The 26,257-nt window shown below is 66.1% G+C and carries 24 protein-coding genes; 17 read left to right on the top strand and 7 right to left on the bottom strand.

Annotated elements, in window-relative coordinates:
• Positions 1-6 precede the first annotated feature (6 nt).
• The 8 genes from ACZK4H_RS06400 to ACZK4H_RS06365 all read left to right on the top strand — a co-directional run bounded on the left by ACZK4H_RS06400 (position 7) and on the right by ACZK4H_RS06365 (position 7,791).
• Entirely contained in the window at positions 7-1,071 is a 1,065-nt protein-coding gene (locus ACZK4H_RS06400; protein WP_099552408.1) for a GNAT family N-acetyltransferase, read from the top strand.
• 3 nt (positions 1,072-1,074) lie between these two features.
• The gene (locus tag ACZK4H_RS06395) at positions 1,075-1,959 is read left to right on the top strand and encodes an arginase family protein (RefSeq protein WP_099552409.1); all 885 of its coding nucleotides are present in this window, start codon (positions 1,075-1,077) and stop codon (positions 1,957-1,959) included.
• 140 nt (positions 1,960-2,099) lie between these two features.
• Positions 2,100-2,459 (top strand): bleomycin resistance protein, encoded by a 360-nt coding sequence (locus ACZK4H_RS06390; RefSeq protein ID WP_099552410.1) that lies wholly within the window; start codon positions 2,100-2,102, stop codon positions 2,457-2,459.
• A gap of 68 nt (positions 2,460-2,527) precedes the next feature.
• Positions 2,528-2,740, top strand: a complete 213-nt coding sequence (locus ACZK4H_RS06385; protein WP_005408659.1) for a ParD-like family protein — start codon at positions 2,528-2,530, stop codon at positions 2,738-2,740.
• 10 nt (positions 2,741-2,750) lie between these two features.
• Positions 2,751-3,542 (top strand): type I methionyl aminopeptidase, encoded by a 792-nt coding sequence (gene map, locus ACZK4H_RS06380; RefSeq protein WP_197577819.1) that lies wholly within the window; start codon positions 2,751-2,753, stop codon positions 3,540-3,542.
• 91 nt (positions 3,543-3,633) lie between these two features.
• A complete protein-coding gene (locus ACZK4H_RS06375) occupies positions 3,634-4,017 on the top strand; it encodes a BlaI/MecI/CopY family transcriptional regulator (RefSeq protein ID WP_005408657.1) in 384 nt (127 codons plus the stop codon).
• On the top strand, positions 4,014-5,483 hold the full coding sequence (locus tag ACZK4H_RS06370; protein WP_099552412.1) for a M23/M56 family metallopeptidase: 1,470 nt from the start codon (positions 4,014-4,016) through the stop codon (positions 5,481-5,483). The genes ACZK4H_RS06375 and ACZK4H_RS06370 overlap by 4 nt, the downstream gene beginning before the upstream one ends.
• A gap of 253 nt (positions 5,484-5,736) precedes the next feature.
• The gene (locus tag ACZK4H_RS06365) at positions 5,737-7,791 is read left to right on the top strand and encodes a TonB-dependent receptor plug domain-containing protein (RefSeq protein WP_239503816.1); all 2,055 of its coding nucleotides are present in this window, start codon (positions 5,737-5,739) and stop codon (positions 7,789-7,791) included.
• A gap of 50 nt (positions 7,792-7,841) precedes the next feature.
• Here ACZK4H_RS06365 and ACZK4H_RS06360 read toward each other — a convergent pair whose 3' ends face one another.
• A complete protein-coding gene (locus ACZK4H_RS06360) occupies positions 7,842-8,462 on the bottom strand; it encodes a LysE/ArgO family amino acid transporter (protein WP_099552414.1) in 621 nt (206 codons plus the stop codon).
• 106 nt (positions 8,463-8,568) lie between these two features.
• On the opposite strand from ACZK4H_RS06360, the gene ACZK4H_RS06355 reads away from it, so the two are divergent.
• From ACZK4H_RS06355 to ACZK4H_RS06335, 5 genes are all read left to right on the top strand, one after another.
• On the top strand, positions 8,569-9,462 hold the full coding sequence (locus ACZK4H_RS06355) for a LysR family transcriptional regulator ArgP (protein WP_099552415.1): 894 nt from the start codon (positions 8,569-8,571) through the stop codon (positions 9,460-9,462).
• A 78-nt stretch (positions 9,463-9,540) separates the two neighbouring features.
• Positions 9,541-10,947: a TolC family protein gene (locus ACZK4H_RS06350; RefSeq protein WP_099552416.1), complete on the top strand. Its 1,407-nt coding sequence runs from the start codon at positions 9,541-9,543 to the stop codon at positions 10,945-10,947.
• Positions 10,940-11,953 carry an HlyD family secretion protein gene (locus ACZK4H_RS06345; protein WP_075674992.1) on the top strand — a complete coding sequence of 338 codons (1,014 nt, stop codon included), beginning with the start codon at positions 10,940-10,942 and terminating at the stop codon, positions 11,951-11,953. Before ACZK4H_RS06350 ends, ACZK4H_RS06345 begins: the two co-directional genes overlap by 8 nt.
• Complete coding sequence (locus ACZK4H_RS06340) at positions 11,938-13,125, top strand: ABC transporter permease (protein ID WP_099552417.1); 1,188 nt, start codon at positions 11,938-11,940, stop codon at positions 13,123-13,125. Before ACZK4H_RS06345 ends, ACZK4H_RS06340 begins: the two co-directional genes overlap by 16 nt.
• The gene (locus tag ACZK4H_RS06335; RefSeq protein ID WP_099552418.1) at positions 13,122-14,249 is read left to right on the top strand and encodes an ABC transporter permease; all 1,128 of its coding nucleotides are present in this window, start codon (positions 13,122-13,124) and stop codon (positions 14,247-14,249) included. The genes ACZK4H_RS06340 and ACZK4H_RS06335 overlap by 4 nt, the downstream gene beginning before the upstream one ends.
• A 127-nt stretch (positions 14,250-14,376) precedes the next feature.
• On the opposite strand, the gene ACZK4H_RS06330 is transcribed toward ACZK4H_RS06335, so the two are convergent.
• The 5 genes from ACZK4H_RS06330 to ACZK4H_RS06310 all read right to left on the bottom strand — a co-directional run bounded on the left by ACZK4H_RS06330 (position 14,377) and on the right by ACZK4H_RS06310 (position 19,057).
• Entirely contained in the window at positions 14,377-14,745 is a 369-nt protein-coding gene (locus ACZK4H_RS06330; RefSeq protein ID WP_032127541.1) for a glycine zipper 2TM domain-containing protein, read from the bottom strand.
• Positions 14,746-14,910: 165 nt separating this feature from the next.
• A complete protein-coding gene (locus ACZK4H_RS06325) occupies positions 14,911-17,133 on the bottom strand; it encodes a methyl-accepting chemotaxis protein (RefSeq protein ID WP_099552439.1) in 2,223 nt (740 codons plus the stop codon).
• Between the two features lie 476 nt (positions 17,134-17,609).
• Positions 17,610-17,945 carry a hypothetical protein gene (locus ACZK4H_RS06320; protein WP_143567609.1) on the bottom strand — a complete coding sequence of 112 codons (336 nt, stop codon included), beginning with the start codon at positions 17,943-17,945 and terminating at the stop codon, positions 17,610-17,612.
• 105 nt (positions 17,946-18,050) lie between these two features.
• Entirely contained in the window at positions 18,051-18,512 is a 462-nt protein-coding gene (locus tag ACZK4H_RS06315) for a hypothetical protein (protein ID WP_099552420.1), read from the bottom strand.
• Positions 18,513-18,664: 152 nt separating this feature from the next.
• A complete protein-coding gene (locus tag ACZK4H_RS06310; RefSeq protein ID WP_158230209.1) occupies positions 18,665-19,057 on the bottom strand; it encodes a TFIIB-type zinc ribbon-containing protein in 393 nt (130 codons plus the stop codon).
• Between the two features lie 193 nt (positions 19,058-19,250).
• On the opposite strand from ACZK4H_RS06310, the gene ACZK4H_RS06305 reads away from it, so the two are divergent.
• The 4 genes from ACZK4H_RS06305 to ACZK4H_RS06290 all read left to right on the top strand — a co-directional run bounded on the left by ACZK4H_RS06305 (position 19,251) and on the right by ACZK4H_RS06290 (position 24,919).
• Positions 19,251-19,643 carry a barstar family protein gene (locus tag ACZK4H_RS06305; RefSeq protein ID WP_099552422.1) on the top strand — a complete coding sequence of 131 codons (393 nt, stop codon included), beginning with the start codon at positions 19,251-19,253 and terminating at the stop codon, positions 19,641-19,643.
• A gap of 135 nt (positions 19,644-19,778) precedes the next feature.
• Positions 19,779-22,370 carry a DNA mismatch repair protein MutS gene (gene mutS, locus ACZK4H_RS06300; protein WP_099552423.1) on the top strand — a complete coding sequence of 864 codons (2,592 nt, stop codon included), beginning with the start codon at positions 19,779-19,781 and terminating at the stop codon, positions 22,368-22,370.
• 194 nt (positions 22,371-22,564) lie between these two features.
• A complete protein-coding gene (locus ACZK4H_RS06295) occupies positions 22,565-24,208 on the top strand; it encodes a catalase (RefSeq protein WP_099552424.1) in 1,644 nt (547 codons plus the stop codon).
• Between the two features lie 108 nt (positions 24,209-24,316).
• A complete protein-coding gene (locus tag ACZK4H_RS06290; protein ID WP_049429956.1) occupies positions 24,317-24,919 on the top strand; it encodes a DUF937 domain-containing protein in 603 nt (200 codons plus the stop codon).
• 108 nt (positions 24,920-25,027) lie between these two features.
• Here the strand turns inward: ACZK4H_RS06290 and ACZK4H_RS06285 are convergent, their stop codons facing one another.
• Positions 25,028-26,116 (bottom strand): glycoside hydrolase family 5 protein, encoded by a 1,089-nt coding sequence (locus tag ACZK4H_RS06285; RefSeq protein WP_239503817.1) that lies wholly within the window; start codon positions 26,114-26,116, stop codon positions 25,028-25,030.
• Between the last annotated feature and the right edge of the window lie 141 nt (positions 26,117-26,257).

The raw sequence follows: 26,257 nt of genomic DNA, 5'->3' as shown, positions 1-26,257 counted from the left end.
GTGCCGATGGACATGACGTCACGCGCGTCCAGCACCGCGCTGGAACCGGCCGCGCTGCTGGAGGGCTTCCTGGCCCACCCGCCGCTCGGATTCGAGGCAGGTCGCCTTCCCAGCGGCCTGCCGACCTTCCGTGCGCCGCTGGACCTGACCACGACGATGGACGACGAACTGCGCGGCAGGCTGCTCGGCCTGCCGCTGTCGCGCCTGTGGCGGCCGTGGATCACCTGGAAGACCCGTTTCGTCGGTGCCACCAGCACCGAGTACACCCCGCTGCCGGCACACATCGCGCCTGAGGCGCTGGCCGAGGACGTGACGCGTCACGCGATCGGCGATACGCGCCTGCTGGTGGTCAAGGACCTGGCGATCGATTCACCGCTGCTGGACGACGCCGCCAACGCACACAGCGGCGCCTTCCTGCAGGCATTGCTGGAACGCGGCTTCGTTGAACTGGAAGGCATGCCACTGGCCTGGGTGGCGATCGATTTCGATTCGCTCGATGGCTATCTTGGCCGCCTGTCGTCCTCGCGCCGCAAGAACATCCGGCGCAAGCTCCGTTCGCGTGATGACCTGCAGATCGACTGCATCGCCACCGGTGATCCGGCCCTGGCCGACCCGCAGCTGCAGGCCGAACTGTATGCGCTGTACCTGGGCGTATATGCGCAGAGCGCGGTGCATTTCGACCAGCTCGGCCTGCCCTACTTCCAGCATCTGCTGGCCGACAGCCAGGGCCAGGGACGGATGTTCCTGTATCGCCACCAGGGCCAGCTGATCGGCTGGAACCTGTGCTACATCCACGCCGGAAAGCTGGTGGACAAGTACATCGGGCTGGCCTATCCGCAGTCGCGCGAGCACAACCTGTACGCGGTCAGCTGGATGCACAACCTTGAGTACGCGCTGCAGCACGGCCTGAGCCACTATGTGGCCGGCTGGACCGACTCGCGGATCAAAGCCGAGCTGGGCGCCCGCTTCACCTCCACCCGGCACGCGATCCACGCACGCTCCCCGCTGCTGCGCGCCGCCCTGCGCCGCCTGGCCCCGTACCTGCAGGGCGAACCTGATGGAGGCGGCTGAGCGATGCCGTTGCGTTCCCCGCTGATCCTCGACCTGGACGGTGGTGTGCTGCCACTGCCCCAGGCACAGACCCTGGCGCTGCCGCAGTGGCACGACCCGCTGCGCTTCGCCTGCAGCAACAGCACCCTGGATCGCTTCGGCGCCGAAGTGCTCGCGTCGCTGCCCGCGCAACCCGGCACGGTCATGCTCGGCAGTGGTGACTTCCACCATCTCAGCCTGCCGCTGCTGCGCCGCATGCGTGCACGGGCGCCGTTCCAGCTGGTGGTGCTGGACAACCATCCGGACAACATGCGTTTTCCGTTCGGCATGCATTGCGGTTCATGGGTGAATGCCGCCAGCAAGCTGCCGCAGATCTCGCACATCCATGTGCTCGGCATCACCTCCAGCGACATCGGCCTCGGCCATGCCTGGGAGAACCACTGGCGCCCGCTGCTGGACGGCCGCCTGACGTACTGGTGCATGGACGTGGATGTCGGCTGGGGCCATCGCCTCGGCATGGGCCACGCGTTCCGCCGCTTCGAGCACCCCGAAGCGCTGGTGGCTGCGTTCGCTGCCGAACAGGCCAAGTCGCCACAACCCACCTACCTGTCGATCGACAAGGATGTGTTTGCCGAGGACGTCGCCCGCAGCAACTGGGACCAGGGCCGTTTCCAGCTGGAAGACGCGCTGGTGGTGATCGAAGCGCTGCGTGCCGGCGGCCTGGTCGGCAGTGACATCACCGGCGAGGTGTCGCTGGCCAACTACCAGAGCCGCTTCAAGCGCTGGCTGTCGTCGCTGGATGGCCAGCCGGACATCAGCGCCGATGATCTTCCCGCCTGGCAGGCCCGGCACCAGCAGGTGAACCGCGAACTGCTGGCCGCGATGGCCGCGGTACCGACGGCCGGTTGAGCGCTGGTGCCGGCCGCTGGCCGGCATGGCTTCGGTAGTGCCGGCCGCTGGCCGGCAATGCCAACCAAGGTTGGCATCTACCAGACCAATGCCGGCCAGCGGCCGGCACTACACTGGACTCCCGTCCCGGAGCTCTCGCCATGCCCCAGACCGTCATCCCGCAGCTGCGCATGCGCCACGCCGATACCACCCTGCCGTTCTACGTGCAGGGGCTGGGTTTCGTGGTCGACTGGGAACACCGCTTCGAACCCGGCTTCCCCCTGTTCGCCCAGCTCACCCGCGACGGCCAGACGCTCTTCCTCACCGAGCACAGCGGCGACTGCGAGGTCGGCGGTGCGGTGTATTTCATTGTCGACGACGTCGACAGCCTGCACCGCGCCTTCAGTGCGGCCAACGTGCCGATCGAGCAGCCCCCGCATGACACCGAGTGGGGCAGCCGCGAGATGTTGCTGCGCGACCCCGACGGCAACCGCCTGCGCTTTGCCACCCACATGGACTGAATCGGACGGACTTGAGGCGGATATACGGAACATATATGCTTCGTATATCCACTCCACCAGGACCGCCCATGGGCATCGTCAACATCGATGACACCCTGCACGACCAGCTGCGCCGTGCCTGCACCGTCTCCAGCCGTTCGATCAACGCCCAGGCCAACTTCTGGATCCGGGTCGGCATGCTGTGCGAGATGAACCCGACGCTGAGTTTCCAGGACATCGTCGCCAGCGAGCTGCGCGCGGCCGGCGTGCAGCCGCCGTTGTTGCCTCCGGGCCAGGTCTGAGCCGATGGGCATCATCAAGCGCCCCGACGAAATCGCGTTGATGGCCGAATCCGGGCGCCTGCTGGCGCAGGTGTTCGCCGCGCTCGACCAGCTGCCGCTGCAGGGCCGCAGCACGATGGAGATCAACGAATTCGTCGAGCGCATGATCGTCGATGAGCTGCAGGCACGGCCGGCCAGCAAGGGCCAGTACGGCTTCCCGTATGTGCTCAACACTTCGATCGACAACGTGATCTGCCACGGCGTACCCAGTGCCACCGACGTGCTGCGCAACGGCCAGATCGTCAACCTCGACATCACCCTGGAAAAGAACGGCTACATCGCCGACTCCAGCACCACCTACCTGGTCGGTGAGGTCGACTACGCCGCGCGCAGGCTGGTGCAGACCGCCTACCAGGCGATGTGGAAAGGCATCGCCGCGGTGCGCCCCGGCGCACGCCTGGGCGATATCGGCCACGCCATCGCCCGCCACACACGCAGCCACGGCTACAGCGTGGTGAAGGAGTACTGCGGCCACGGCATCGGCCAGGAGATGCACGAGGAACCGCAGATCCTGCACTACGGGCATCCCAACACCGGCATGGTGCTGGAAGAAGGGATGGTGTTCACCATCGAGCCGATGCTCAACCAGGGCAAGCCGGCCATCCGCCAGGAGCCGGACGAATGGCCGGTCTACACCCGCGACGGCAAGCTGTCGGCGCAGTTCGAGCATACCGTGGCAGTCACCCGCAATGGCGTGCGCGTCCTGACCCTGCGCCCCGGCGAGACACCGTTGTGCGCCATCGACCGGATGGCGACCGGCTGACCTCAGCACCTCCGCGCCTTGATGTGCCTCTTGCATGGCGTGCGACATCTGTCGCACACTCACGACATCAATCGCACGCACAGGTCTGACCATGCCCCGCGTCCCAACACCTTCGAACGCCGAACTGGAGTTGTTGAAGTGCCTGTGGCGCGACGGCGCCTGCAGCGCGCGTGAATTGCACAACGCGGCAGCTGCCGCACTGGACTGGTCGTACTCGTCCACGCGCAAGACGCTGGAACGGATGGTCGACAAGGGCCTGGTGAAAGAGGGCAGCCAGCACGGTCTGAATGTCTACAGTGCCAAGGTCGGCAAGGTGGCCACCCTGGCCGCACTCAGTGCCGACTTCGCTCGTCGCGTACTGGAGATCGACGGGCCGCTGCCGACCCAGGCATTCGCCGAAAGCCGCCTGCTGAGCGACAAGGAAATCGAGCAACTGCAGGCGCTGCTGCTCCAGGATGACGAGGACCAGCCATGAGCCTGTCATCAACCGCGCCGTGGATGATCAGCCTCGCTGCGAGCCTGCTGGGGGCTGGCCTGGCCTGGTACGGCGCGCAATCGCTGCAGCGGCTGCTCAGGCTTTCACATGCGTCGACACGCTTTTGGCTGGGGGCGTGGTTGTGTGCCGTGCTGCCCCCCTTGCTTGCGCTGTTGCTGCCGATGCAGGCGGCACCGTTGCAGAAGCTGGCCAGCGCATTGCCCGTTGCGCTGGACAGCGGCACCGCCGTACTGCGGCCAGTGCAACAACTGCCTGCACTCGCGGCGACCGAGCCATTGATGGCTTGGCTGACGCCACTGCTGCTGACCGTCTATATCGCGGGGGTCATGCTGGCCCTCGTTCGTTGGGCATTGGCCAGCGGCCGGCTGCGGGCCCTGCTACGCCGCAGCCACCCGCTGCAGACTGCGCAGTTGCCTGGCCCGCAATCGCACCATGCTGTGCAGGGGCTTCAGCAGGAAGGCGTCGCGTTGCGCATTGTAGAAGGCAGCGGCACGCCGTTCGCCCTGTGCAGGCCGCAGCCGCAGATCATCCTGCCCACGGCATGCCTGGCCCTGCCTGATCGTACGCTTCGCCTGGTCATCGGCCACGAGGCGGCCCACCTGCAGCGCCGCGACCCCCAGCGCGCTGCGCTGATGCGGTTTGTTGGTGCGCTGTACTGGTTCAATCCCTTCGTTCGACGCATTGCCGCGCGCATGCAACTGGCCGCCGAACTGCAATGCGATGCGCGAGCACTGGCCGAGGGTGGCGCCGCCAACGACGGCCGTCTGTTGGCCCACGCCTATGTCCAGACCCTTCGCTACGCGACGGCCGTGCAGCCGACCAGCGCCCTCACCCATCGCGATCTCGGCGGCCACCAGGTGCGCCTGCAGCACATGCTGAAGGGTGACAACGGTCGCCGCCCAGGCCTCACCAGCGTCCTGCTGCTGCTCGCACTGGGCTCTGCCTGCACAGTCGGCGTGGCCACCGTACAGGCGACCGTGGTGGCAGGACCGACGCCCGTGACGCTGCCACTCCCCATCGCATCGGTAACACTGGTGGAAGCCACGCTGCCACCTCCGTCATTCTTCATGCCACTGTCCAATGCGCGGGTCACCAGCGTGTTCGGGCACGTCGCCGACTTCCGCCAGAGCGCCCACCACGGCACCGACTTCGCCGCGCGCCGTGGCACCGCCGTGCTCGCCCCCGCCGACGGCACCGTGATCGCTGCCACGCACGCCTATCCCGATGGTGCGAACTACGGCACGGTTGTCGTGATCGATCACGGCGGTGGCTGGCAGTCGCTGTTTGCACACCTGCAGGACTTCGCGGTACAGCCAGGCCAGCAGGTGCGCAGGGGCGATCCCATCGCCCGCAGCGGCAACACCGGGCGCACTACCGGCCCACACCTGCACATGGAACTGCTGCGCAACGGAACACGAGTGGACCCGCAGCACTGGTTGCAGTAATGCACTGACCGGCGCCCTGCCGCCGCCCTCCATGCATCGTTTCGATACCCGGCCGCGGGAGGACCTGCTGCGGCCCGCTGTCCCGCCGTGACAAAGGAACCGCACGACCATGCGTCGATCTTCGCCCTCCCCGACAACACTGCGGCCACACGCGGGCGTGTGGCTCACCATTGGCTGCCTGATGGGACCAGCGAATGCCATGGCCCTTCCACCAACGACACCCTCCCCTTCAAACACGACCGATCTGGATGCAGTGCACGTCCAGTCCGAGCGCTACGACGCTCGCCGTGACGACACTGCGAGCCGCATCGTGGTGGACCGCGAGGCGCTGCAACGGCATGGCGATACCGACCTGCTGGAGGCACTCAAGCGCTTGCCCGGTGTCAGCGTTTCGAACGGCGCACCGGGCCGTCCAGGCACCGTGTCACTACGCGGCCTGGGCGCGGGCTACACGCAGATCCTGTTGAACGGCCAGCGCACACCCGCCGCTTTCAGCCTGGACTCACTGGCCACCGATCTGATCGAGCGCATCGAAATCCTGCGCGCGCCCTCCGCTGATCAGGGCATGGGTGCCATCGCCGGCACACTCAACATCGTCACCCGTGCACCGGTTGCAAAAGACAGTCAACGGCTGACGGTTTCATGGACGGATACCCAAGGGCGCATGACCCCGTCAGCGAGCTGGCGGCAGGCCCGTTCCAATCTCGACCGTGATGTTTCACTGACCGCCACGGCAACCGCCCGCGCATTCCTGGCGGAGGAACGCAGTAGAGAGGACGCCTGGGATGGTGTTGGTACGCCGTTGCTGCATCGACAATCGCGCCTGCGTGCCACCGGCCAACGCAACAGCGTTTCGCTCTCGCCCTCACTGACCTTCAGAACCAGCGATGACACCACCCTTTCGCTGCAGGCCCTGGTGGACGCGTCCGACTTCCGTCGCGACATGACCATTGATTGGGACACGCTGCTGGGCCCGGCACTACGCACTCCCCATTACCGGCAACGCACGCACCTGCGCCTTGACCAGGGCCAGGTCAGTGCAGAGTGGGAGAAAAAACTGTCGGATGGAGGCAGCCTGAACCTGCGCCTGGCAATGGACGGAAACCGGGAGGACTACCGCTTTCGCGAACAAGGACAGGATGAGGCACAGCAGGATAATCTTTTCGATCGCACCGATGCGAAGCTGCACGTGCTGGGTGGCACCACCCGCGTGAAGTGGACCCTGCCGGCGTGGGGCCGCCATACACTGCAGGTCGGTGCCGAAAGCAGCATGGACTCGCGGCGTGAATCCCGAGTGCAGCAATTGCATTCTTCCCCCAGCGAACCATCGACGGTCAGCGACCTCTCCTTCGATGCGCGGCTGAATCGCGTGGCGCTGTACGCGCAGGATGAGTTTCCTTGGGGCGCGCGCAGTGCCTTCTACGTCGGCGGTCGCTGGGAACAACTGCAGACCCGCAGCGAAGGTCGGAATTTCGCCACCACGCGTCACCGTGCCAGCGTGTTCACGCCGGTCCTGCAGGGCCTGTGGAAGCGTGCAAAGGGCAAGGACCAGCTACGGGTCTCATTGAGCCGCAGCTTCCGCGCACCAGCGCTGCGCTCGCTGGTCCCGCGTCCGTACACCTCTACCAACAACCGTCCACTGAACCCCGACGAGATCGGGAATCCATCGCTGCGTCCGGAACTGGCGTGGGGTCTGGATGCGGCTTGGGAAATGCACGGCGGTGAAGGTACTCAAGGAAGCATCGGCGGCTACCTGCGTCGCATCGATGCACCGATCCGCAATGAAACGGTGCTACGTGACGGGCGCTGGGTATCGACGCCGGTCAACGGTACCCTCGCCATGACCTGGGGAATCGAGATGGATGGCAGGATGCCGCTGGCACGCCTGTACCGCAGAGGGCCGGATATCGAGCTGCGCGGCAACGCCACCTGGAACCACTCCCGGGTCAGGGATCTTCCCGGGCCTGACAATCGGATTGAAGACCAGGTGCCATTCACCGCCAATGCGTCGCTCGATTACCGCATCTCATCGCGCTGGAGCAGCGGCCTGGCCTACACCCATCGCAGCGGAGGCAGAATACGCTACAGCCTGAGCGAGCTGGACATCACGTCCTATCGACGCGAACTGGAAGCCTGGGCACAGTACGCGACCGAGCGGCACGGCAAGCTGCGCTTGACCGCCTCGAACCTGTTGGCGCAGGACATCGAGACCGGCCAGTGGCGTTTCGACGAAGGCGGGTCGCAGGTACTTCGCAACACCCGACGTTCCGTACCCAGCCTTCGCCTGCAATGGGAGCTCCCGCTGTGATCGATGTATGCACGAAGTACGACTCAAGCGCGCGGTACCCGACCGCGCACTCATGGCGATAGAGGACGCAACAGCAACAACGTCGCAAGGCAGAACATGAACATCGCCACGCCAGCATCCAGCACCCGCCACGCAGACGGCCTGCGGAACACCGGCTGCAACAGGCGCGCGCCATAGCCCAGCGTGCAGAACCAGATGACGCTGGCTGCGCAGGCGCCGGCAGCAAACGCCCAGCGCAGATCGCCCGGATAGCGCGTGGACAGGCTGCCCAGCAGCACCACGGTGTCCAGATAGACGTGCGGATTGAGCAGGGTGAAGGCCAGGCAGGTCAGCAGCACCTGCCGTCGATCGCCACCGTCCACGTCACCCGCCGCCAGTGCACTGCCACCTCGCCACGCGCGCAGCCCGGCCTGCAGGCCATACCAGAGCAGGAATGCCGCGCCACCGAAACGCAGCACCTGCAGCAGCAGCGGCCACTGCAGCACCAGCGCACCCATGCCGCCAACGCCGGCAAGGATCAGCGCGATGTCCGCACCTGCGCAAGCCAGCACTACTCTCCCCATATGGCGCTGCTGCAGGCCCTGGCGCAGCACGAAGGCGTTCTGCGCGCCGATGGCGATGATCAGGCCGGCACCTGCGAACAGGCCGGCGGCGGTAGCAGCAATCCACATCGGAACAGGCCAGGCAGCGGGGGGACGCGCAGGGTGCGGCCAACGGACACGTTAAGACAAACTGATTTTTCTTTATCCTGTGCAGAAATACTGAAGAGGTGCCGGTGTGGACCTGGTACATCCGCAACTGTCCGCATTTGCTGCAGTGCTGGAAGAAGGCAGCTTCGAGGCCGCCGCACGCCGGCTGTCGATCAGCCCGTCGGCACTGTCGCAGCGGATCAAGGCCCTGGAGGACCGGCTTGGCCAGGTGCTGGTGGTGCGCCAGGCACCGTGCCGGCCCACCGCCGCCGGTGAGGCACTGCTGCGGCGTGTGCGGCCGATGCAGGCGCTGGAGGCCGAGGCAGTGGCCGAACTGCTGCCCGAACGCGGCAGTGACGCCGCGCGCACGCCAATCCCGCTGGCGGTCAACGACGACTCGCTCGACACCTGGTTCGTGCCGGCCATCGCCGACCTGCACCAGCGCCATGGCTATCTGTTCGACCTGCGCATGGACGACCAGGACCACACCCTGCAGCTGCTGCGCGATGGCAGCGTGCTCGGCGCGGTCACCGCCGAAAGCCAACCGGTGAAGGGCTGCAACGTGCATCCGCTTGGCGCGATGCGTTACCACGCCATCGCCTCTCCCGGCTTCGCGCGTCATTACTTCAGCGACGGCATGCAGGCCGCGGCACTGGCGCGCGCACCGATGCTGGTGTTCAACCGCAAAGATGAACTGCAATGGCGCTTCGTGCGGCGCCTGACCCGCGCGCACCTGCAGCCGCCGCTACACTACCTGCCCTCCTCCACCGGCTTCGTCGAGGCCGCCGCGTGCGGACTCGGCTGGGGCATGGCCCCGGAAACGCTGGTCGCGCCCGCCGTGCGCGCCGGCCGCGTGGTGGTACTGGAACCCCGCCGCTGGCTCGATGTGCCGCTGTACTGGCAGCATGCCGCCGTGCGTTCAAGCACGCTGCAGCACATCACCCAGGCGCTGCGCACTGCGGCCAGCGGCACCCTTCGTTGAGGACAGACCGATGACCGCAGACCCGGGCTTCACGCCGCGCGCACTACCGTTTGCGCACTTCTTCACCATTGGGACGGCATGGGCGTGATCGGCCGACGTACAAGGATGCACTGCGCGAAGACCGCGCTGGCGCTCGCGCTGGCAACCTGCCTGCCACCCGCTGCGCTGGCGCAGACCACCGGCGATACACCCGCATTGGACTGGGAACAGGCGCGGCAACGCCTGGAACAGGTCTCCGATGCACTGGCCGCCGCCGATGCAGCGGTGCGCAACAAGCAGGACCTGCAGGAAGCCACCCGCCTGCTGCGCCTGCCGGAAATCACCGGCGAAGTGCGCCGCCTGCAGTTCCAGAAGACCCTCACGCTGCCACTGGGTTCACTGGCGCCGGTGGCCGAGGCCTATGGCATTGACTCGCCACTGTCGTTCACCGAACGCGACTGGCGTACCCGCCCGGTGGTGACCGCGGTGCTGCCGCTGTACACCGGCGGCGTGATTCCGGCCGCGCAACGTGCCGCCAGCGCCGCCCACGAGCAGGCCAGCGCCGAGCGCGAAGCACAGCGCCAATCGCTGACCGTGCAGCTGGCCCAGGCCTATTTTGGCCAGCGCCTGGCCGAGCAGGCGGTGGACGTGCGCCGCGATGTGCGCGATGGCCTCAACCGTCACCTGTCCGACGCGGAGAAGCTGGAACGCGAGGGCTTCGCCACCCGCGCGCAGCGCCTGCAGGCCACCGTAGCCCGCGACAAGGCCGAGCGCGAATACCAGAAGACAGTGAACGACCTGGCCACGCTGAAGGCAGCGCTGGCCACGCTGCTGCGCAGTGGCGGTGAGGTGCAGCCGGTATCACCACTGTTCGTGCAGCGCGTGCCACTGGAACCGGTGGCCAGCTTCGAGCGCACCGCGCAGGCGCGCCAGCCGCAGATCACGCGCCTGCGAGCGATGGTGGCGCAGGCCGAACAGGGCGTGCGCGTGCAGCAGGCCAAGCTGAAGCCGCAGATCTTCGCCTTCGGCCAGTACGACTTCCGCCGCCGCGACGAGATGCTGACCGATCCGGACTGGGCGTTCGGCATCGGCCTGAAGTACACCTTCCTGTCGCCGAACTCACGGCCGGCGCAGATCAGCGCCGCGCGTGCGCAGCAGGACCAGGCCGAAGCGGGCCTGCGCGAGGCTGAGAACCAGGTCGCACTGGGCGTGCGCAAGGCCTGGAACGAGCTGGAAACCGCGCGCCAGCAGTATGTGCTGCTCGACAGCAGCATCGCCCAGGCACAGGAAAACCTGCGCTTGCAGGAACTGGCGTTCCGCGAAGGCCAGGCGACTTCGCTGGATGTGATCGACGCGCGGCTCGGCCTGGGCGGCGCCCGTGTCGAGCGCGCGCAGGCCGCCTACCAATACGATATTGCGCTGGCACAGTTGCTGGAGGTCAGTGGACAGATGGACCGTTTCGAAGAGTTCCGGCGGCGTGCGGACGAGGTGATCGACCATGAGTGATGTGCTGCACGACGATGCGACGACGCCCCCGGCCAAGCGCCGTCTGGGCCCAATCCTGATAGTGGTGCTGCTGGTCGTGGTGGTGCTTGGCCTGTGGCTGGCCTGGCGCAGCCCGGCCGACCAGATCCAGGGCATGGCCGATGCGGACACCATCAACGTGGCCGCCAAGATCACCGCGCGCGTGGCCGAACTGAAGGTGCGCGAGGGCGACCGCGTGCAGCCCGGGCAGGTGCTGTTCCTGCTCGACAGCCCGGAGGTAGCCGCCAAGGAACAGCAGGCCCACGGCGCATTGGCCGCCGCACAGGCGGTGGCCGACAAGGCCGACGAAGGCGCGCGCAGCGAAGATATCCGCGCCGCCGAAGCGAACTGGAAGCGGGCCGAAGCCGGCGCGACGCTGGCCGAAGCCACCTACCAGCGCGTGCAGAACCTGTTCAACGAAGGGGTGATGACCCGGCAGAAGCGCGATGAAGCGCATGCCCAGGCCACCAGCTCGCGCGAACTGGCGCGTGCCGCCCGCGCGCAGTACGACATGGCATTGGCAGGCGCACGCGAGCAGGACAAGCGCGCCGCGCAGGGCCAGGTGCAGCAGGCGCAGGGCGCGGTGGCCGAAGTCAATGCCGCGCGTGTCGAAGTGGAAGGGCGCGCGCCGGTCGCCGGCGAGATCAACAAGCGCATGGCTGACCCGGGCGAACTGGTGCCGGCCGGCTACCCGGTGTTCACCCTGGTCGACATCGACCGCATGTGGGTGGCGATGAACCTGCGCGAATCGCAGATGCAGGGCCTGAAGGTCGGCAGCAAGCTTCAGGGCAGCGTGCCGGCACTCGGCCTGGACGGCGAATTCGAGGTCTACTTCATCAACCCCGCCGGCGACTATGCAACCTGGCGTACCACCCGCCAGTCGTCCGGCTACGACGTCCGCAGCTTCGAGGTGCGGGTGCGCCCGGTACGCCGCATCGAGGGCTTCCGCCCCGGCATGAGCGTGCTGTTCGCATGGCCCCAGCACTGAGCCCCGGCCGCGGCGGCTTCGCCGCAAGCTGGCGGCGCGAGCTGCAGTCGCTGCGCGGCAACCGCGCCGACCTGCTGCTGGTCACCGTGCTGCCGCTGCTGATGCTGGCGGTGATGGCGTGGATGTTCACCCCATCGGTGATGCGCGACATCCCGATCGCCGTGGTCGACCTCGACCACAGCAGTGACAGCCGCCTGCTGCTGCGCATGCTCGATGCCAGCCCCGGCGTGCGCATCGCCAGCCAGCCGGTGGACCTGGAAGACGCCCGTTCGCAGCTGCGCCGCCTGGATGTGTTCGCCATCGTGCTGGTGCCGGGCGACGTCACCCGGCAAGCCCTGCGCGGCCGCCAGGGCACGCTGTTCGCCTATTACAACGCCACCTACATGACCACCGGCCAGTCGGCGGCGCGCGATATCGGCGACGCGGTCTCGGCATGGAACGCGCGCCTGCTGCGCGAGCGCATCGGCCTGCAGGTTGGCCCGGGCAAGCTGCGTGCGGCGCCGATCGCGGTGCAGTCGGACATCCTCTACAACCCGGCGCGCAGCTACGAATTGTTCCTGCTGCCGCTGATCTTCCCGGCAGTGCTGTCGCTGGTACTGGCGTTGGCAGTGGCCGGCAGCCTCGGCCGCGAGATCCGCGACGGCACCCTGCCCGCCTGGCTGGGTCGCACGCCGTGGTCGGCGATTGCCGGCAAGGTCGCGCCGTACATCCTGCTGTTTTCGCTGTATGGCGCGCTCGGCATCGGTTACCTGGCCTGGCTGCGCGGCGATGGTGTGGCCGGCAGCGTGCTCGTGCTGCTGCTCGCACAGCCACTGTTCTACCTGGCAACGGCCGCCTACGCGTTGTTCTTCGTCGGCGTCACCCGCGACATGGGTACCGCGCTGTCCGCGGTCGGCCTCAGCATCGGCACCGCACTGGCATTTTCCAGTGCCACCTTCCCGGTGCTGGATGGCCCCCTGTTCACCCGCATCTGGCATCAGCTGCTGCCACTCAGCGCCTACATCAAGCTGCAGACCCAGCAGCAGTTCATCGGTTCGCCACTGGAGGTTTCGATATGGCCGCTGACCACGCTGTTGTTGATGACGATGGTGGCCGGTGGCATCGGCGGCCTGCGCCTGATCGCCTTTGCGCGTACACCTGAAGCCGCGCAGCCAGCGGGAGCCGACGCATGAGTGCTCTCTGGCGTAGCCTGCGGCAGACGCTGATGGCAGTGCTGTGCGACCGCTATGCGATCGTGGTGATGGTCGGCGCGGTGATCCTGTACTCGTTCTTCTACCCGGCCGCGTATCGCCACCAGGTGGCGGGCAACCTGCCGGTGCTGGTGGTGGACGAAGACCACAGCGCGACCAGCCGCGAGCTGCTGCGAAAGCTCGATGCACTCCGCGTTGCACGCGTGGTCGGGCAACCGGCGGACATCGACAGTGCGCGCCAGCAGCTGGAAGCCGGCCACGCAGAAGGGATCGTGCTGATTCCGGCCAACCTGGAGCGCGACATCCTGCGCGGCCATCCGGCCAAGCTGGTGCTGCTCGGCAACGGCGCCTACCTGGGCCGTGCCAGCTGGGTACTGGGCAGCGTGGCCGATGCACTGGGCGCGTTCGGGCGTGAGGCGGTAGTCGGCCAGGCGGCCTTCATGGGCGCGCCGCAGGCACCGCCGGTCACCCTGGTGCAGCGCCCGCTGTACAACACGCAGGAAGGCTATGGCAGCGCCATCGTGCCCGGCGTGGCCGAGCTGATCGTGCACCAGACGCTGCTGATGGGCATCGGCGTCCTGCTCGGCGGCCGCCGCCTCGCGCTCGGCCGGCGCCTGCGCTTCGACCTGCCGACCCTGGCCGGCATGGCGATGGGCTTCGGCCTGATCGGCCTGTTCGGCCTGTTCTACTACGCCGGCTTCACCGCCTGGGTGCAGGACTATCCGCGCGGCGGCAACCCGCTGGGTCAGTTGTTGGGCGGCACGCTGTTCATCGCCGCCACGGTGGCGTTCGGCCTGTTCGTCGGCAGCTTCTTCCGCACCCGCGAACGCGCCTTCCAGTACATCATCGCCACCTCGATCCCGCTGTTCTTCCTGGCCAACCTGTCGTGGCCGGCAGTGATGACGCCGCCACCGCTGGTCTGGCTGGCGCAGCTGCTGCCGACCACCTCGGGCATCAACCTGATGGTGAGGCTGAACCAGATGGACGCCCGCCTGGCCGAAGTCAGCCACGAACTGATCACCCTCACCGTCCTGCTGCTGCTCTACGGCAGCCTCGCCACCTGGCGCCTCCTCGCCAAAAAGGGGACGGAGGGGATTAAGTCGTAAACGGCCGGTTGGGGGAATTGCGACTTAATCCCCTCCGTCCCTTTTTCCTGCAACGAAGAACGCCGGCGCGGGGCCGGCGTTCGGGTACTGCGGTGTGGAAGGGGAAACGAGGTATGGCTGTGAGCGATCAGCGGTAGACGCGTTCGCAGCGGCGTTCAACGACGCGGTCGCCGTTCTTCTGCTGGCTGTTGCCTTGGATCTGGCGACCGGCCGCACCACCGGCAACAGCACCGGCCACCGTAGCGAGCTTCTTGCCATTGCCGCCGCCCACCTGGTTGCCCAGCAGGCCGCCGATCACTGCGCCGGTAGCGGTACCCGTGATGCGGTTCGGATCGCGCGAGTTGCGCTGCACTTCCACGTTCTTGCAGACTACGCGGCTGCCGTCGTTGAACTTGCGTCCCTCATCGCGCGGCCCATACGTCTGCGCACCGGCCACCGACGAAGCCGCCAGCAGCGTGCCCAGCACAAGCAATCGGGTCGAGGTCTTCATGGCCATCTCCTGAGTTCCGGTATGGCGCAAGTGTCCTCCTGCGGTTGGCAACCGGAAGTGAAATGCGCGTGTCCGCCGCCTCATCGGCCATCGCGCGTTCAGGAAGAAAGTTGCGCCCATCGCGATCAGCCATCGCGATGGGCGCCGTCTCCCTGCCGGCACGCGCTGTTGCTAGAACTCTTCCCAACCACCCGCGTTGGCAGCCAACGTCGGCTCGATGCGCGGCGACAGCACCGCCGGGCGTCTCACTGGCGTGACCGAGGCGGCTACTGCAGCAAGCGCGCGCGGGACCGATACGGCTGCCGCGGCCGCACCGGTGCGGAACACCGACACCGCCTCGGTCAGCAGGTTGGCCTGCTCTTCCATGGACCGCGCTGCGGCGCTGGCTTCTTCCACCAGCGCCGCATTCTGCTGCGTGGTCTCGTCCATCTGCACCACCGCCTGGTTCACCTGTTCGATGCCCGAGCTCTGCTCCTGGGAAGCAGCAGAGATATCGGCCATGATGTCGGTCACGCGCTGCACCGAGGCCACGATCTCGCCCATCGTGGTGCCTGCCTGGCGGACCAGCACCGATCCATCGGCGACCTTGCCGACCGAATCCTCGATCAGGCCCTTGATCTCCTTGGCGGCAGCGGCCGAGCGCTGGGCGAGGGTACGCACTTCGCTGGCGACCACGGCGAAGCCGCGGCCCTGTTCACCGGCACGCGCAGCTTCCACTGCGGCATTCAGCGCCAGGATGTTGGTCTGGAAGGCGATGCCGTCGATGACCGAGATGATCTCGGCGATCTTCTTCGACGAGGCTTCGATGGCCGACATCGTGGTGACCACCTGGCCGACCACATCGCCGCCCTGCGAGGCGACACCGTGCGCGCCGATGGCGAGCTGGTTGGCCTGCCGTGCATGCTCGGCGTTCTGCTTCACGGTGGAGGTCAGCTCCTCCATCGACGCAGCCGTCTCTTCCAGGTTTGCCGCCTGCTGCTCGGTGCGCCGCGACAGATCGGTATTGCCCGAGGCAATCTCGCCTGCCGCCAGGTTGATGCTGGACGCGCTGGACTGGATACGGCCGACAATCTGCTTGAGCTGATCGACGGTGGCATTGCAGTCATCGCGCATGCGGGCAAACACGCCGTGGAAGTCGCCCTGCATGCGCACGGTGAGGTCACCGCGCGAAATCGCCTGCAGCAGGGTCGAGACCTGCACCAGGTTCTCGTCGGTGGTCTGCATCAGGCGATTGAGCCCGGCCACCATGTCGCGGAAATCATAGGCGAAGCGGTCTTCGTCGCCGCGCAGGCTGAAGTCGCCCGCCGCCGCTGCCGTCGCCAGCCGGCGGATCTCGCTGTTGATCGCCGACAGGCTGGTCTTGGTCTCGTCCATGGCCTGGGTGATCGCCGCCTTCTCGCCGGGCAGCGGATCCATGTCCACCGACAGGTCGCCTCGGGCGTAATGCTTCATCACTTCGATCAGCCGGTTCTGCACCTGCACGTGCGAGCCGACCAGCGCATTCGTCTCGTGCACCATGCGCCCGTAGTCGCCGGGGAAGGCACTCTCGTCCATGCGATAGCTGAGGCTGCCCGCATCGTGCTGGCGGGCCAGCTCGCCCTGCGCCGCCATCACCGACTGCAGCTGCGCCTGCATGCGCTGCATCGACCTGAGCAGCTGCGTCACCTCATCGTTACCAGACGCGTCGATGCTGTTGTCCAGCCGCCCGTTGGCGATGCCGTCGGCCAGCTTCACCGCACCTTCCAGCGGGCGGGTCAGGCTGCGGGTGATGGCCCACGCGGCCAGCGAGCCCAGTACCAGGCTCAACGCGCCGAACACGATCGACAACGTGCCGGTCCAGGATTCGGTTGAACGGTATTCCTCGCGGCTGCGCTCGGTCAGAGTCTCCTGATGCCGCAGGAGGGTCGAGATCGCTTCATTCCAGGCCGTCGCCAGGCCGTGCTCGGCCAACAACTCCTTGGCCGCACCGTCGAAATCACCGGCCTTCATGCGCTCGTGTAGATGCTGGGTGGAGGCGTCGGTGGCCTTGCGTGCCGCGTCGATTTTCGCCACCAGGGTATCGCCGGTGGCGTCGCGCGGAATCTTGATGTACTTGGCCCAGATACCGTCGTAGGTCTGCGACAGCTCCTGCGCCTTCTGATAATCCTTGTCGAAATCCTCGCCGCGCTTGATCACCATCAGCCGGCGGTGCATCAACACCGCGTTGTTGGTATCCAGCATGTCGTTCAACAGCCGCATCTTCACCATGTTGACGTCCACCACTTTCTCGAACTGGGCGGACTTCAGGTGATTTCCGTACAGCACCAGGCCAACGATGGCCACGATGAACAGCAGCAGCAGACCGAACCCGGCACCCAGCCGGGATCCCACTCGGAGGTTGCGTAAGGCGAGCATCTCAATTCCCTTGATCATGGCCGTACGATCGATGGCGGCGCAGGCAGGGGAAACTTTATGGTTCGATATTATTATATCGGTCTAAAACTCTGGAACTGTGCAGACAGGTGTGAAACCCGCCCGGAACGGCAAGCGCTATATCTTTCAGGAATATCGGAATGACGAGGGACTGGTGATTATCGTCACGCGCAGCTCACGAAACCGGCTGTGGGAACCGCATTTCGATGAATCAATGCAACAGAATGCATGTACCGTCCGAACATCGCACACATACCCGCATGAGACCCGCCTCTACAGTGGCCGGGTGAGCAACGTGCCCCCCTGAAGTTTCCATTGGATGCCACAGACATCCTCAGGAGCACACTGCCGCAGCGGCATCAGGCATTTCAGCTCCAGACGTCGCCTTCAGGTGACATCCAGACCAATCCAAACGGCGCATCCGAAAGGAACCAGAACCCGTGTTCATCGAGATCCGCCTAATCTCTGGCGGCCGGCCATGCGCGGCGAAGCGCACCCAACTGCCCATCAACATCCCCATCGGCGAAGACGCCTTGCGAAGCCAGCTTCAGCTTGCCTTCCATCATCAGCAACTTCAGCATCGAAAAGAACGCTTCCGTCTGCTGCTCGAAGGTGACGTCACGCCCCTCCAACTCAACGTTCATGTTGATCCACAGTGACCCCATGGAATAGCCATAGGAGTAATGAAGAACATTCCTGACAACCTCAGGCATCATTGCAGCGCGCTCCTCGGCAACGCCATCTCCATCAACAATGGAACGCCAGGAACAGCTCTCCCATGCGGAGGACGACATGTTCGCCCGCGAACTGGGCGAAACTCCCTCTGCTCATCGTGAATGGTCGCAAACCTTTCAGAGAACCAACCCACTCCCTCGCAGGACAGCGATCCCCGGCCTGAATCAGGCACCGGTGACAGCCAAGGGACCGCACTCATCGTCAGTGAAGAATCTGGTCTCCAGATCCTGAGCGGGCTCCATGCCACCGTATACGGTTCGCGATCCACTCAGCGTCTTCAATTCCAGAAAATGCCGTTGGAGTTCCGACATCGCGACACCGATATCCGCCCACTCCATATCGAATGACAGTTCGATGCTCACCATTCCTTCAAACCTGATGACACGAATCAACAGCATGGGAATATGAACAGCCGAGCCCAATCGGAAGCCCTTTACTTGTTGGGCCATGCATGAGCCATACGGAAACTCATGGAAACGTCCTGCAGAGTGCTCGCCAGCCGCGATGGGTTCGCCTTCCCACCCGGTCGACGAAACGGACTCAGCCATGCGGCCCATCTCCTCCAGCAGCGTGGACACATGAACCGATGGGACCGCCTCCATGACAATCTCAAACGCGTCACTCATCAATAGGCTCCTTGGGATGCCTCTTGCGGCCGATCGGGCGCAACCGCCCTGCGCTGGATAGCGGAGACATCCACCTTCAGACGGATAGTTCCTTCGCCAGCACTTCGCGGCTGGCGGCCATCTTCGCCCACTCACTCACGTGCATCAAAGCATCACCGGCGCTCATCCACGGAAATTGACTCCCAGAATGGAGCAATCGAATTCTCCTCAAGATACGTCTCAAGATCCCTGAACGGAGAAACGCCGATATCCATCAAAGAAAACCAGAAGGCATCACATTCGTCGCAGACAAATATCTGAACACCACTCTCCTTGACGTGAGCCTCAAGCATCTCACCTTGCTCACAACGTGGACAGATCACCAAGCACCTCACCGTACAGTGACACCCGAATTTTATTTTGCTGGCACCAGGTTCAACAATAGTTCTCGCGTTGTTCCCGCCAGCAAGGCTGATCACTCGCCCCGTTCGGCCGATGTGTGCTCCCGAATCTCCAGGCATCGCCGTTCCCTTCATTCTCCCGGTCTCGGCAACGAGAGAAATCAACCAGGCTCCATCCGCAACGAAAAAAACGGCATGCGTCGACGTTGCGGGGTTTGGAAGCGCATGTGTCATTGCATGCTTGACACGCTTTCCAGTCGTAGAACCGATTCCATGATCAAGGCCGCCCGGACTATTCCGGGTCCTGGTTCCTGTATTGAAGGCCAGCGGAGGGCCGCAGGCAACGCTACAGTGGCGCATGAAACTCGTCCTGCAGATCGAAGGCAGCGCCATCAATGACATCGCCAGCCTGTACGCGGAGATCAACCGCGTGTTCATGGCCGGCGAGGACTGGCAGCTCGGACCGAGCCTGGATGCTCTGGACGATCTGTTGCATGGCGGCTATGGCGCGTTGGCCGGCCAGGCGCAGGCCACGCTGATCTGGCGCGATATCGCCCACAGCCGCACGGCCCTGGGCGTGGAGACCACCCGCCAATGGCTGCAGGCCAAGCTCGACACACCGGGCAGCTTCAATACGCAGGCCATTGCCCGCCAGCTGGACACGCTGCAACGGGGCGAAGGCCCGACCTACTTCGAGATCGTGATGGAGATCTTCGCCAGCCACCGGCAGATCACCCTGGTTCCGGCCTGACTGCGTGCCCTGCACGGGGAGTGCCCGCCAACCGCAGCGGCGTCCACCGGCCCCAGCAGTTACCATGGACGGCCCTGTACCTGCTCCGCTGCCGCCGCCCTCCGGCGCGGCCGGACGCCCAGATCCACGAGTCCCATGTCCAAAGACAAGTCCGCCGAACACACCCCGCTGATGAAGCAGTTCTTCGCAGCCAAGTCCGACTACCCGGACCTGCTGCTGTTCTTCCGCATGGGCGACTTCTACGAGCTGTTCTACGACGACGCGCGCAAGGCCGCGCGCCTGCTCGACATCACCCTGACCCAGCGTGGCAGCTCCGGCGGCGCACCGATTCCGATGGCTGGCGTACCGGTGCATGCCTACGAGGGCTACCTGGCACGGCTGGTGGCGCTGGGCGAGTCGGTGGCGATCTGCGAGCAGATCGGCGACCCGGCGCTGGCCAAGGGCCTGGTCGAACGCAAGGTGGTGCGCATCGTCACCCCCGGCACGGTCACCGACGAAGCGCTGCTGGACGAGCGCCGCGACACCCTGCTGATGGCGCTGTCGCGCACGAAACAGGGCTACGGCCTGGCCTGGGCCGACCTCGCCGGTGGCCGCTTCCTGGTCAACGAAGTGGAAACCGACGACGCGCTGGAAGCCGAGCTGGCCCGACTGGAGCCGGCCGAGCTGCTGGTGCCCGACGAAGAAAACTGGCCGGAATTCCTGCGCCAGCGCACCGGCGTGCGCCGTCGTGCGCCGTGGCTGTTCGACGCCGACAGTGGCCGCCGCCAGCTGTTGAACTTCTTCAAGCTGCATGACCTGAGCGGTTTCGGCATCGATGACAAGCCGCGCGCGACCGCTGCCGCGGGCGCCCTGCTCGGCTATGTCGAGGAAACCCAGAAGCAGCGCCTGCCGCACCTGACTTCGATCGCGATGGAAACCGCCGGCGAGGCGATCGCGATGAACGCCGCCACCCGCCGCCACCTGGAACTGGATACGCGCGTCGACGGCGATACCCGCAATACCCTGCTGGGCGTGCTCGACAGCACGGTGACGCCGATGGGCGGCCGCCTGCTGCGGCGCTGGCTGCACCGCCCGCTGCGCCTGCGCGAGGTGCTGGTGCAGCGCCACCATGCGGTGGAAACCCTGATCGATCGCGGCAGCGACGCCGACATCCGCGAACAGTTCCGTCGCCTCGGCGACCTGGAACGCATCCTCACCCGCGTCGCACTGCGTTCGGCGCGCCCGCGCGATTTCTCCACCCTGCGCGATGGCCTGGGCCTGCTGCCGGCGGTGCGCGAGGTGCTGGCGCCGCTGGATTCGCCGCGCCTGCAGGCCCTGCATGCCGCGCTGGGCGAACACGATGAGTGCGCGCAGCTGCTGGCCAGCGCCATCGCCGAAATGCCACCGCTGAAGCTGAGCGACGGCGGCGTGCTGGCCGACGGCTTCGATGAAGAGCTGGATGAACTGCGACGCCTGTCCACCCATGCCGACCAGTTCCTGGTCGACCTGGAACAGCGCGAACGCGAAAGCAGCGGCATTGCCACCCTGAAGGTGGGCTACAACCGCGTGCATGGTTATTACATCGAAATCAGCAAGGGCCAGTCCGACCGCGCGCCGGTGCACTACACCCGGCGCCAGACGCTGACCAATGCCGAGCGCTACATCACCGAAGAACTGAAGGCGTTCGAGGACAAGGTGCTGTCCGCGCGCGACCGTTCGCTGTCGCGCGAGAAGTACCTGTACGAACAGCTGCTGGATACCCTTGGCGGGCAGCTGGAACCGCTGAAGCAGTGTGCCGCTGCACTGAGCGAACTGGATGTGCTGGCCGCCTTCGCCGAACGCGCGCAGGCGCTGGACTGGGCGCGCCCGGAGCTGCAGGCCGAGCCGTGCCTGAAGATCGAGCGTGGCCGCCATCCGGTGGTCGAGGCGGTACGCGAGCAGCCGTTCGAACCCAATGATCTGGACCTGCATCCGGACCGTCGCATGCTGGTCATCACCGGCCCGAACATGGGCGGTAAATCGACCTACATGCGGCAGAACGCGCTGATCGTGCTGCTGGCTCACATCGGCAGCTTCGTGCCGGCCAGCCGTGCGCTGATCGGCCCGATCGACCGCATCCTGACCCGCATCGGCGCCGGCGATGACCTGGCCCGCGGGCAGTCGACCTTCATGGTCGAGATGGCCGAGACCAGCTACATCCTGCACCACGCCACCGCGCATTCGCTGGTGCTGATGGACGAGATCGGCCGCGGCACGTCCACCTACGACGGCCTGGCGCTGGCCGATGCGGTGGCCCGCCACCTGGCCTACCAGAACCGCTGTTACACGCTGTTCGCCACCCACTACTTCGAGCTGACCGCGCTGGCCGACGAGCAGCACGAGGGCGGCCGCAGCGGCATCGCCAACGTGCACCTGGATGCCGTCGAGCATGGCGAAGCGCTGGTGTTCATGCACGCGGTGAAGGATGGCCCGGCCAACCGCAGCTTCGGCCTGCAGGTGGCCGCGCTGGCCGGCCTGCCGCGTGCCACCGTGGCGCAGGCCCGCCGCCGCCTGGCCGAGCTGGAGCAGCGCGGTGGTGAAAGCCATGCCGCCGAACTGGCGCCACAGGCACTGGATGCGCCGCAGCAGTTCGGCCTGTTCAGCGCACCGGCCAGCAAGGCGCAGGAAGCGCTGGCGACGATCGATCCGGACGAGTTGACCCCGAAGCAGGCACTGGAAGCCCTGTACCGGTTGAAAGCGCTGCTGTAACCGCAGCAAACGGCAAGGGCCTCCCGCTACCGTGCGGGAGGCCCGTCGAAAGATTCCGCAAATCCGATTCTGCATTTCAATTGACAGAATCTATCAACCTGAACGAATCATTCGATTATTCATTTCATCTGGCCATAGCTAAAGTCGAGTGAAGATGTTTCTCCCACGTCTTCACCGCCACCAGGAGCCAGCCGATGAGCCAGTCCGACAACAACAACGCCAAGTGCCCGTATCACACCGCCCCGTCGCCGGAGCAGGGCGCCGAGCAGCAGCGCGAGCTGAGCACCACGCCCAAGCAGAAGCACGGCGATGACCCGGTCACGCCGATGACCACGGCCTTCGGCGCACCGGTGGTGGACAACCAGAACAGCAAGACCGCCGGCCCGCGCGGCCCGCTGCTGATGGAAGACGTGTGGCTGCTGGAGAAGCTGGCCAACCTCAACCGCGAGATCATTCCCGAGCGCCGCATGCACGCCAAGGGCTCGGGCGCGTTCGGTACCTTCACCGTCACCCACGACATCAGCAAGTACACCCGCGCCAAGCTGTTCGAGAAGGTCGGCAAGCAGACCGAGATGTTCGCCCGCTTCACCACCGTGGCCGGCGAGCGTGGCGCCGCCGACGCCGAGCGCGACATCCGCGGCTTCGCACTGAAGTTCTACACCGAAGAAGGCAACTGGGACCTGGTCGGCAACAACACGCCGGTGTTCTTCCTGCGCGACCCGCGCAAGTTCGCCGACCTCAACAAGGCGGTCAAGCGCGACCCGCACACCAACCTGCGCAGCGCGCGCAACAACTGGGACTTCTGGACGCTGCTGCCCGAAGCGCTGCTGCAGGTGACCGTGGTGATGAGCGACCGCGGCATTCCGCGCAGCTTCCGCCACATGCACGGTTTCGGCTCGCATACCTACAGCTTCACCAACGCCGACAGCGAGCGCTTCTGGGTGAAGTTCCACTTCGTCAGCCAGCAGGGCATCGAATCGCTGACCGACGCGCAGGCGCAGATCCTGGTCGGCCATGACCGCGAAAGCCACGGCCGCGACCTGTTCGCTGCGATCGAGAAGGGCGACTTCCCGAAGTGGAAGCTGTTCATCCAGGTCATGCCGGAACTGGATGCGGAAACCTACCGCGTGCACCCGTTCGACCTGACCAAAGTGTGGCCGAAGAGCGACTATCCGCTGATCGAAGTGGGCCAGTTCGAACTGAACCGCAACCCGGTCAACTGGTACCAGGACGTAGAGCAATCGGCATTCGCACCGAGCAACCTGGTGCCGGGCATCGGTCCGTCGCCGGACAAGATGCTGCAGGCGCGCCTGTTCGCCTACTCCGATGCGCAGCGTTACCGCCTGGGCGTGAACCACCACCAGATTCCGGTGAACGCCGCGCGCTGCCCGGTGCACAGCAACCACCGCGACGGTGCGATGCGCGTGGACGGCAACTACGGTGGCCTGCCGCACTACGAGCCGAACAGCTACGGCCAGTGGCAGGAGCAGCCGGAGTATCGCGAGCCGCCAATGAAGATCCGCGGTGACGCCGACTTCTGGAACTTCCGCGAGGACGACGCCGACTACTTCAGCCAGCCCGGTGCGCTGTTCCGCAGCTACAACCAGGCGCAGAAGGACCGCTTGTTCGCCAACACCGCCCGTGCCCTGGGCGATGCGCCGGACTTCATCAAGCAGCGCCACATCGACAACTGCAGCAAGGCCGACCCGGCCTATGGCGCCGGCATTGCCGCGGCCCTGAAGGCGCTGGCCAGCCAGCCGTCGGATCCGTTCAAGCCGGCCCAGCCGGAAAGCGACTTCCCGGCCGCTACCCCGGGTGCGGAAGACATCGAGCTCTGATCGCCCCTCCGCGCGTACGGCACGCCGCCTCCCTGTGGGGCGGCGTCGCCGTTTTAACGGTCCGCGTCGTATCGTCTGCACGCCCAAACCCAATCAAGGATCTCCCTGATGAGCCTGACCGATGAACTTCTCTCCAAACTGCAGGGCGCCCCGCTGCAGCAGGTGTCGCAGCAGCTCGGCATCAGCGACACCCAGGCCTCCGGTGCGATCAGCGCCGCGCTGCCGGTGCTGATGGGCGCGCTGGGCAACAACGCCTCGCAGCCGCAGGGCGCGCAGGCGCTGCTCGGCGCATTGCAGAACAACCACAGTGGCCTGGACCTGGGCAGCGTGCTCGGTTCGGTGCTGGGCGGCGGCGGCGGTGGTGCCGCCAGCGACGGCGCCGGCATCCTCGGCCACATCTTCGGCGGTAGCCAGCAGAAGGTGGAAACCGGCCTGGCCCAGGCCACCCAGCTCGACAGCGGCCGCACCAGCCAGCTGCTGCAGATCCTCGCCCCGATCGTGATGGCCTTCCTTGCCCAGCGCCTCGGTGGCGGCCAGGCCGATGCCGGCTCGCTCAGCCAGGCGCTCGGCCAGGAAAAGCAGCAGGTGCAGCAACAGGGCGGTCTTGCCGGTGGCCTGCTCGGCAGCCTGCTGGACCAGGACGGCGATGGCCAGCTGGGTGTGGGCGACCTGCTGAAGCTGGGCGGCAACCTGCTGGGTGGCAAGCGCTGACGGAAGGTGTCGCCGGGCATGGCCCGGCGCTACCGGGCGTCGCGTTCATCGATATCCGCCGGGCGAGACCGGCATCTCCGTGGGTAGCGCCGGGCCATGCCCGGCGTCCTACCGGTTGCCCGCCTTCAGCCGCTCCAGAACCGGCGCGAACAACGGCGCCTGCATCGAACGCGGCGGCGCCACGGTCTTCCCCTTCTCCTGCGCCTGCCAGTACGACCACGGCAGCGGCCCGTCGCCCAGCTCGTAGTCCATGCCATCCCACCCATCCTCGCGGAAGGCGTAGAAGGCCCAATGCACCTTCTCCTGCTCCAGCACCTGCAGCACATCCTGCAGGTAGCGCTGGCAGTCGGGCCAGCGCCGCATGCAGCCGAACTCGCCAACCACCATGCGGTTGGCCCCCACGCCATGCGTCTTCGCCCAGTCCATCGGCTGCTGCAGGTAACTGCGGACACGCGTGGCATCCCAGCGTTCGCTGTGCTCGCCAAACGGCACCACGCCCGGGTAGCGGTACGGCGCGGTGCGCTTCTGGTTCGGCGCGCTGGTTGCGGCATACGGCTCATACATGTGCACGCTGTACAGCAGTTTCGGGTCCGCCAGCGGCGCCGGCCAGTAGTTGAAGCCATCGGCAGCGGCGTACCAGCCGGCATCCAGCATCAACGGCATGTCCGCATCGACCGCGCGGATGCTGGCGATCAGTTCCGAGTAGAAGCGGCGCAGATCGCGCGGCCCGTCCTGCACACCGGTGTACCACTGGCGCATGGCCTCTGCCGAAGCATGCTCGGCCATGCCAGCACCGTATTCGGGAACCGGTTCGTTGATCAGGTTGTAGGCGGCCAGTGCGGGATGGCCCTTCAATGCCGTGGCGAGGTCGCTCCAGAAGTGCCGGGCCGGCGCGTGGTTGTCGAAGGACTGCCACAGGCGCGGGTCGACCTTGTCGCCGTTGTGCTGCTTCCAGCGCAGCAACGGCAGCGACAGCGGGGTCAGCACCACTTTCAGTCCGGCCGCGTCGGCATCGTCCAGCACTCGGCGCAGCGTCGCCAGGTCGGCGGCGACCAGCCCTTGATAGTCATCGGCGTTGCCGATCAGGAAGTCACGGCCGCCCTGCCCCTTCCACTTGTCCGGTACCAGCCGTACCCAGGTCGCACCGGTTGCACGCAGCGCCTCGAAGTAGTTCCGGTCCGGAGGCGACATGTTCATGCTGTTGCCCCCGCGCTGCGGAGCGTCCCAGAACGTGATGTCGGCCGCATGTAAGGGCGCGGCGGCAAGCAGGGACAGGCATAACAGCATGCGATGCATGGGCAGGCTTCCAGAAGGTGGACTTCCAGCCTGCCCCGCCAT

It is taken from the genome of Stenotrophomonas sp. 78350_Sma, assembly GCF_056482105.1.
The sequence above is the reverse complement of the archived record's forward strand: the minus strand, read 5'-3'. Positions and strand labels throughout refer to the sequence as shown.

What these genes read in the sequence shown, in the direction of transcription:
- ACZK4H_RS06400 (WP_099552408.1), top strand. Translation starts at nt 7, where the DNA reads ATGGACATGACGTCACGCGCGTCCAGCACCGCGCTGGAACCGGCCGCG.
- ACZK4H_RS06395 (WP_099552409.1), top strand. Translation starts at nt 1,075, where the DNA reads ATGCCGTTGCGTTCCCCGCTGATCCTCGACCTGGACGGTGGTGTGCTG.
- ACZK4H_RS06390 (WP_099552410.1), top strand. Translation starts at nt 2,100, where the DNA reads ATGCCCCAGACCGTCATCCCGCAGCTGCGCATGCGCCACGCCGATACC.
- ACZK4H_RS06385 (WP_005408659.1), top strand. Translation starts at nt 2,528, where the DNA reads ATGGGCATCGTCAACATCGATGACACCCTGCACGACCAGCTGCGCCGT.
- ACZK4H_RS06375 (WP_005408657.1), top strand. Translation starts at nt 3,634, where the DNA reads ATGCCCCGCGTCCCAACACCTTCGAACGCCGAACTGGAGTTGTTGAAG.
- ACZK4H_RS06370 (WP_099552412.1), top strand. Translation starts at nt 4,014, where the DNA reads ATGAGCCTGTCATCAACCGCGCCGTGGATGATCAGCCTCGCTGCGAGC.
- ACZK4H_RS06360 (WP_099552414.1), bottom strand. Translation starts at nt 8,462, where the DNA reads ATGTGGATTGCTGCTACCGCCGCCGGCCTGTTCGCAGGTGCCGGCCTG.
- ACZK4H_RS06350 (WP_099552416.1), top strand. Translation starts at nt 9,541, where the DNA reads ATGGGCGTGATCGGCCGACGTACAAGGATGCACTGCGCGAAGACCGCG.
- ACZK4H_RS06345 (WP_075674992.1), top strand. Translation starts at nt 10,940, where the DNA reads ATGAGTGATGTGCTGCACGACGATGCGACGACGCCCCCGGCCAAGCGC.
- ACZK4H_RS06340 (WP_099552417.1), top strand. Translation starts at nt 11,938, where the DNA reads ATGGCCCCAGCACTGAGCCCCGGCCGCGGCGGCTTCGCCGCAAGCTGG.
- ACZK4H_RS06335 (WP_099552418.1), top strand. Translation starts at nt 13,122, where the DNA reads ATGAGTGCTCTCTGGCGTAGCCTGCGGCAGACGCTGATGGCAGTGCTG.
- ACZK4H_RS06330 (WP_032127541.1), bottom strand. Translation starts at nt 14,745, where the DNA reads ATGGCCATGAAGACCTCGACCCGATTGCTTGTGCTGGGCACGCTGCTG.
- ACZK4H_RS06325 (WP_099552439.1), bottom strand. Translation starts at nt 17,133, where the DNA reads ATGCTCGCCTTACGCAACCTCCGAGTGGGATCCCGGCTGGGTGCCGGG.
- ACZK4H_RS06320 (WP_143567609.1), bottom strand. Translation starts at nt 17,945, where the DNA reads ATGTCGTCCTCCGCATGGGAGAGCTGTTCCTGGCGTTCCATTGTTGAT.
- ACZK4H_RS06315 (WP_099552420.1), bottom strand. Translation starts at nt 18,512, where the DNA reads ATGAGTGACGCGTTTGAGATTGTCATGGAGGCGGTCCCATCGGTTCAT.
- ACZK4H_RS06305 (WP_099552422.1), top strand. Translation starts at nt 19,251, where the DNA reads ATGAAACTCGTCCTGCAGATCGAAGGCAGCGCCATCAATGACATCGCC.
- mutS (WP_099552423.1), top strand. Translation starts at nt 19,779, where the DNA reads ATGTCCAAAGACAAGTCCGCCGAACACACCCCGCTGATGAAGCAGTTC.
- ACZK4H_RS06295 (WP_099552424.1), top strand. Translation starts at nt 22,565, where the DNA reads ATGAGCCAGTCCGACAACAACAACGCCAAGTGCCCGTATCACACCGCC.
- ACZK4H_RS06290 (WP_049429956.1), top strand. Translation starts at nt 24,317, where the DNA reads ATGAGCCTGACCGATGAACTTCTCTCCAAACTGCAGGGCGCCCCGCTG.
- ACZK4H_RS06285 (WP_239503817.1), bottom strand. Translation starts at nt 26,116, where the DNA reads ATGAACATGTCGCCTCCGGACCGGAACTACTTCGAGGCGCTGCGTGCA.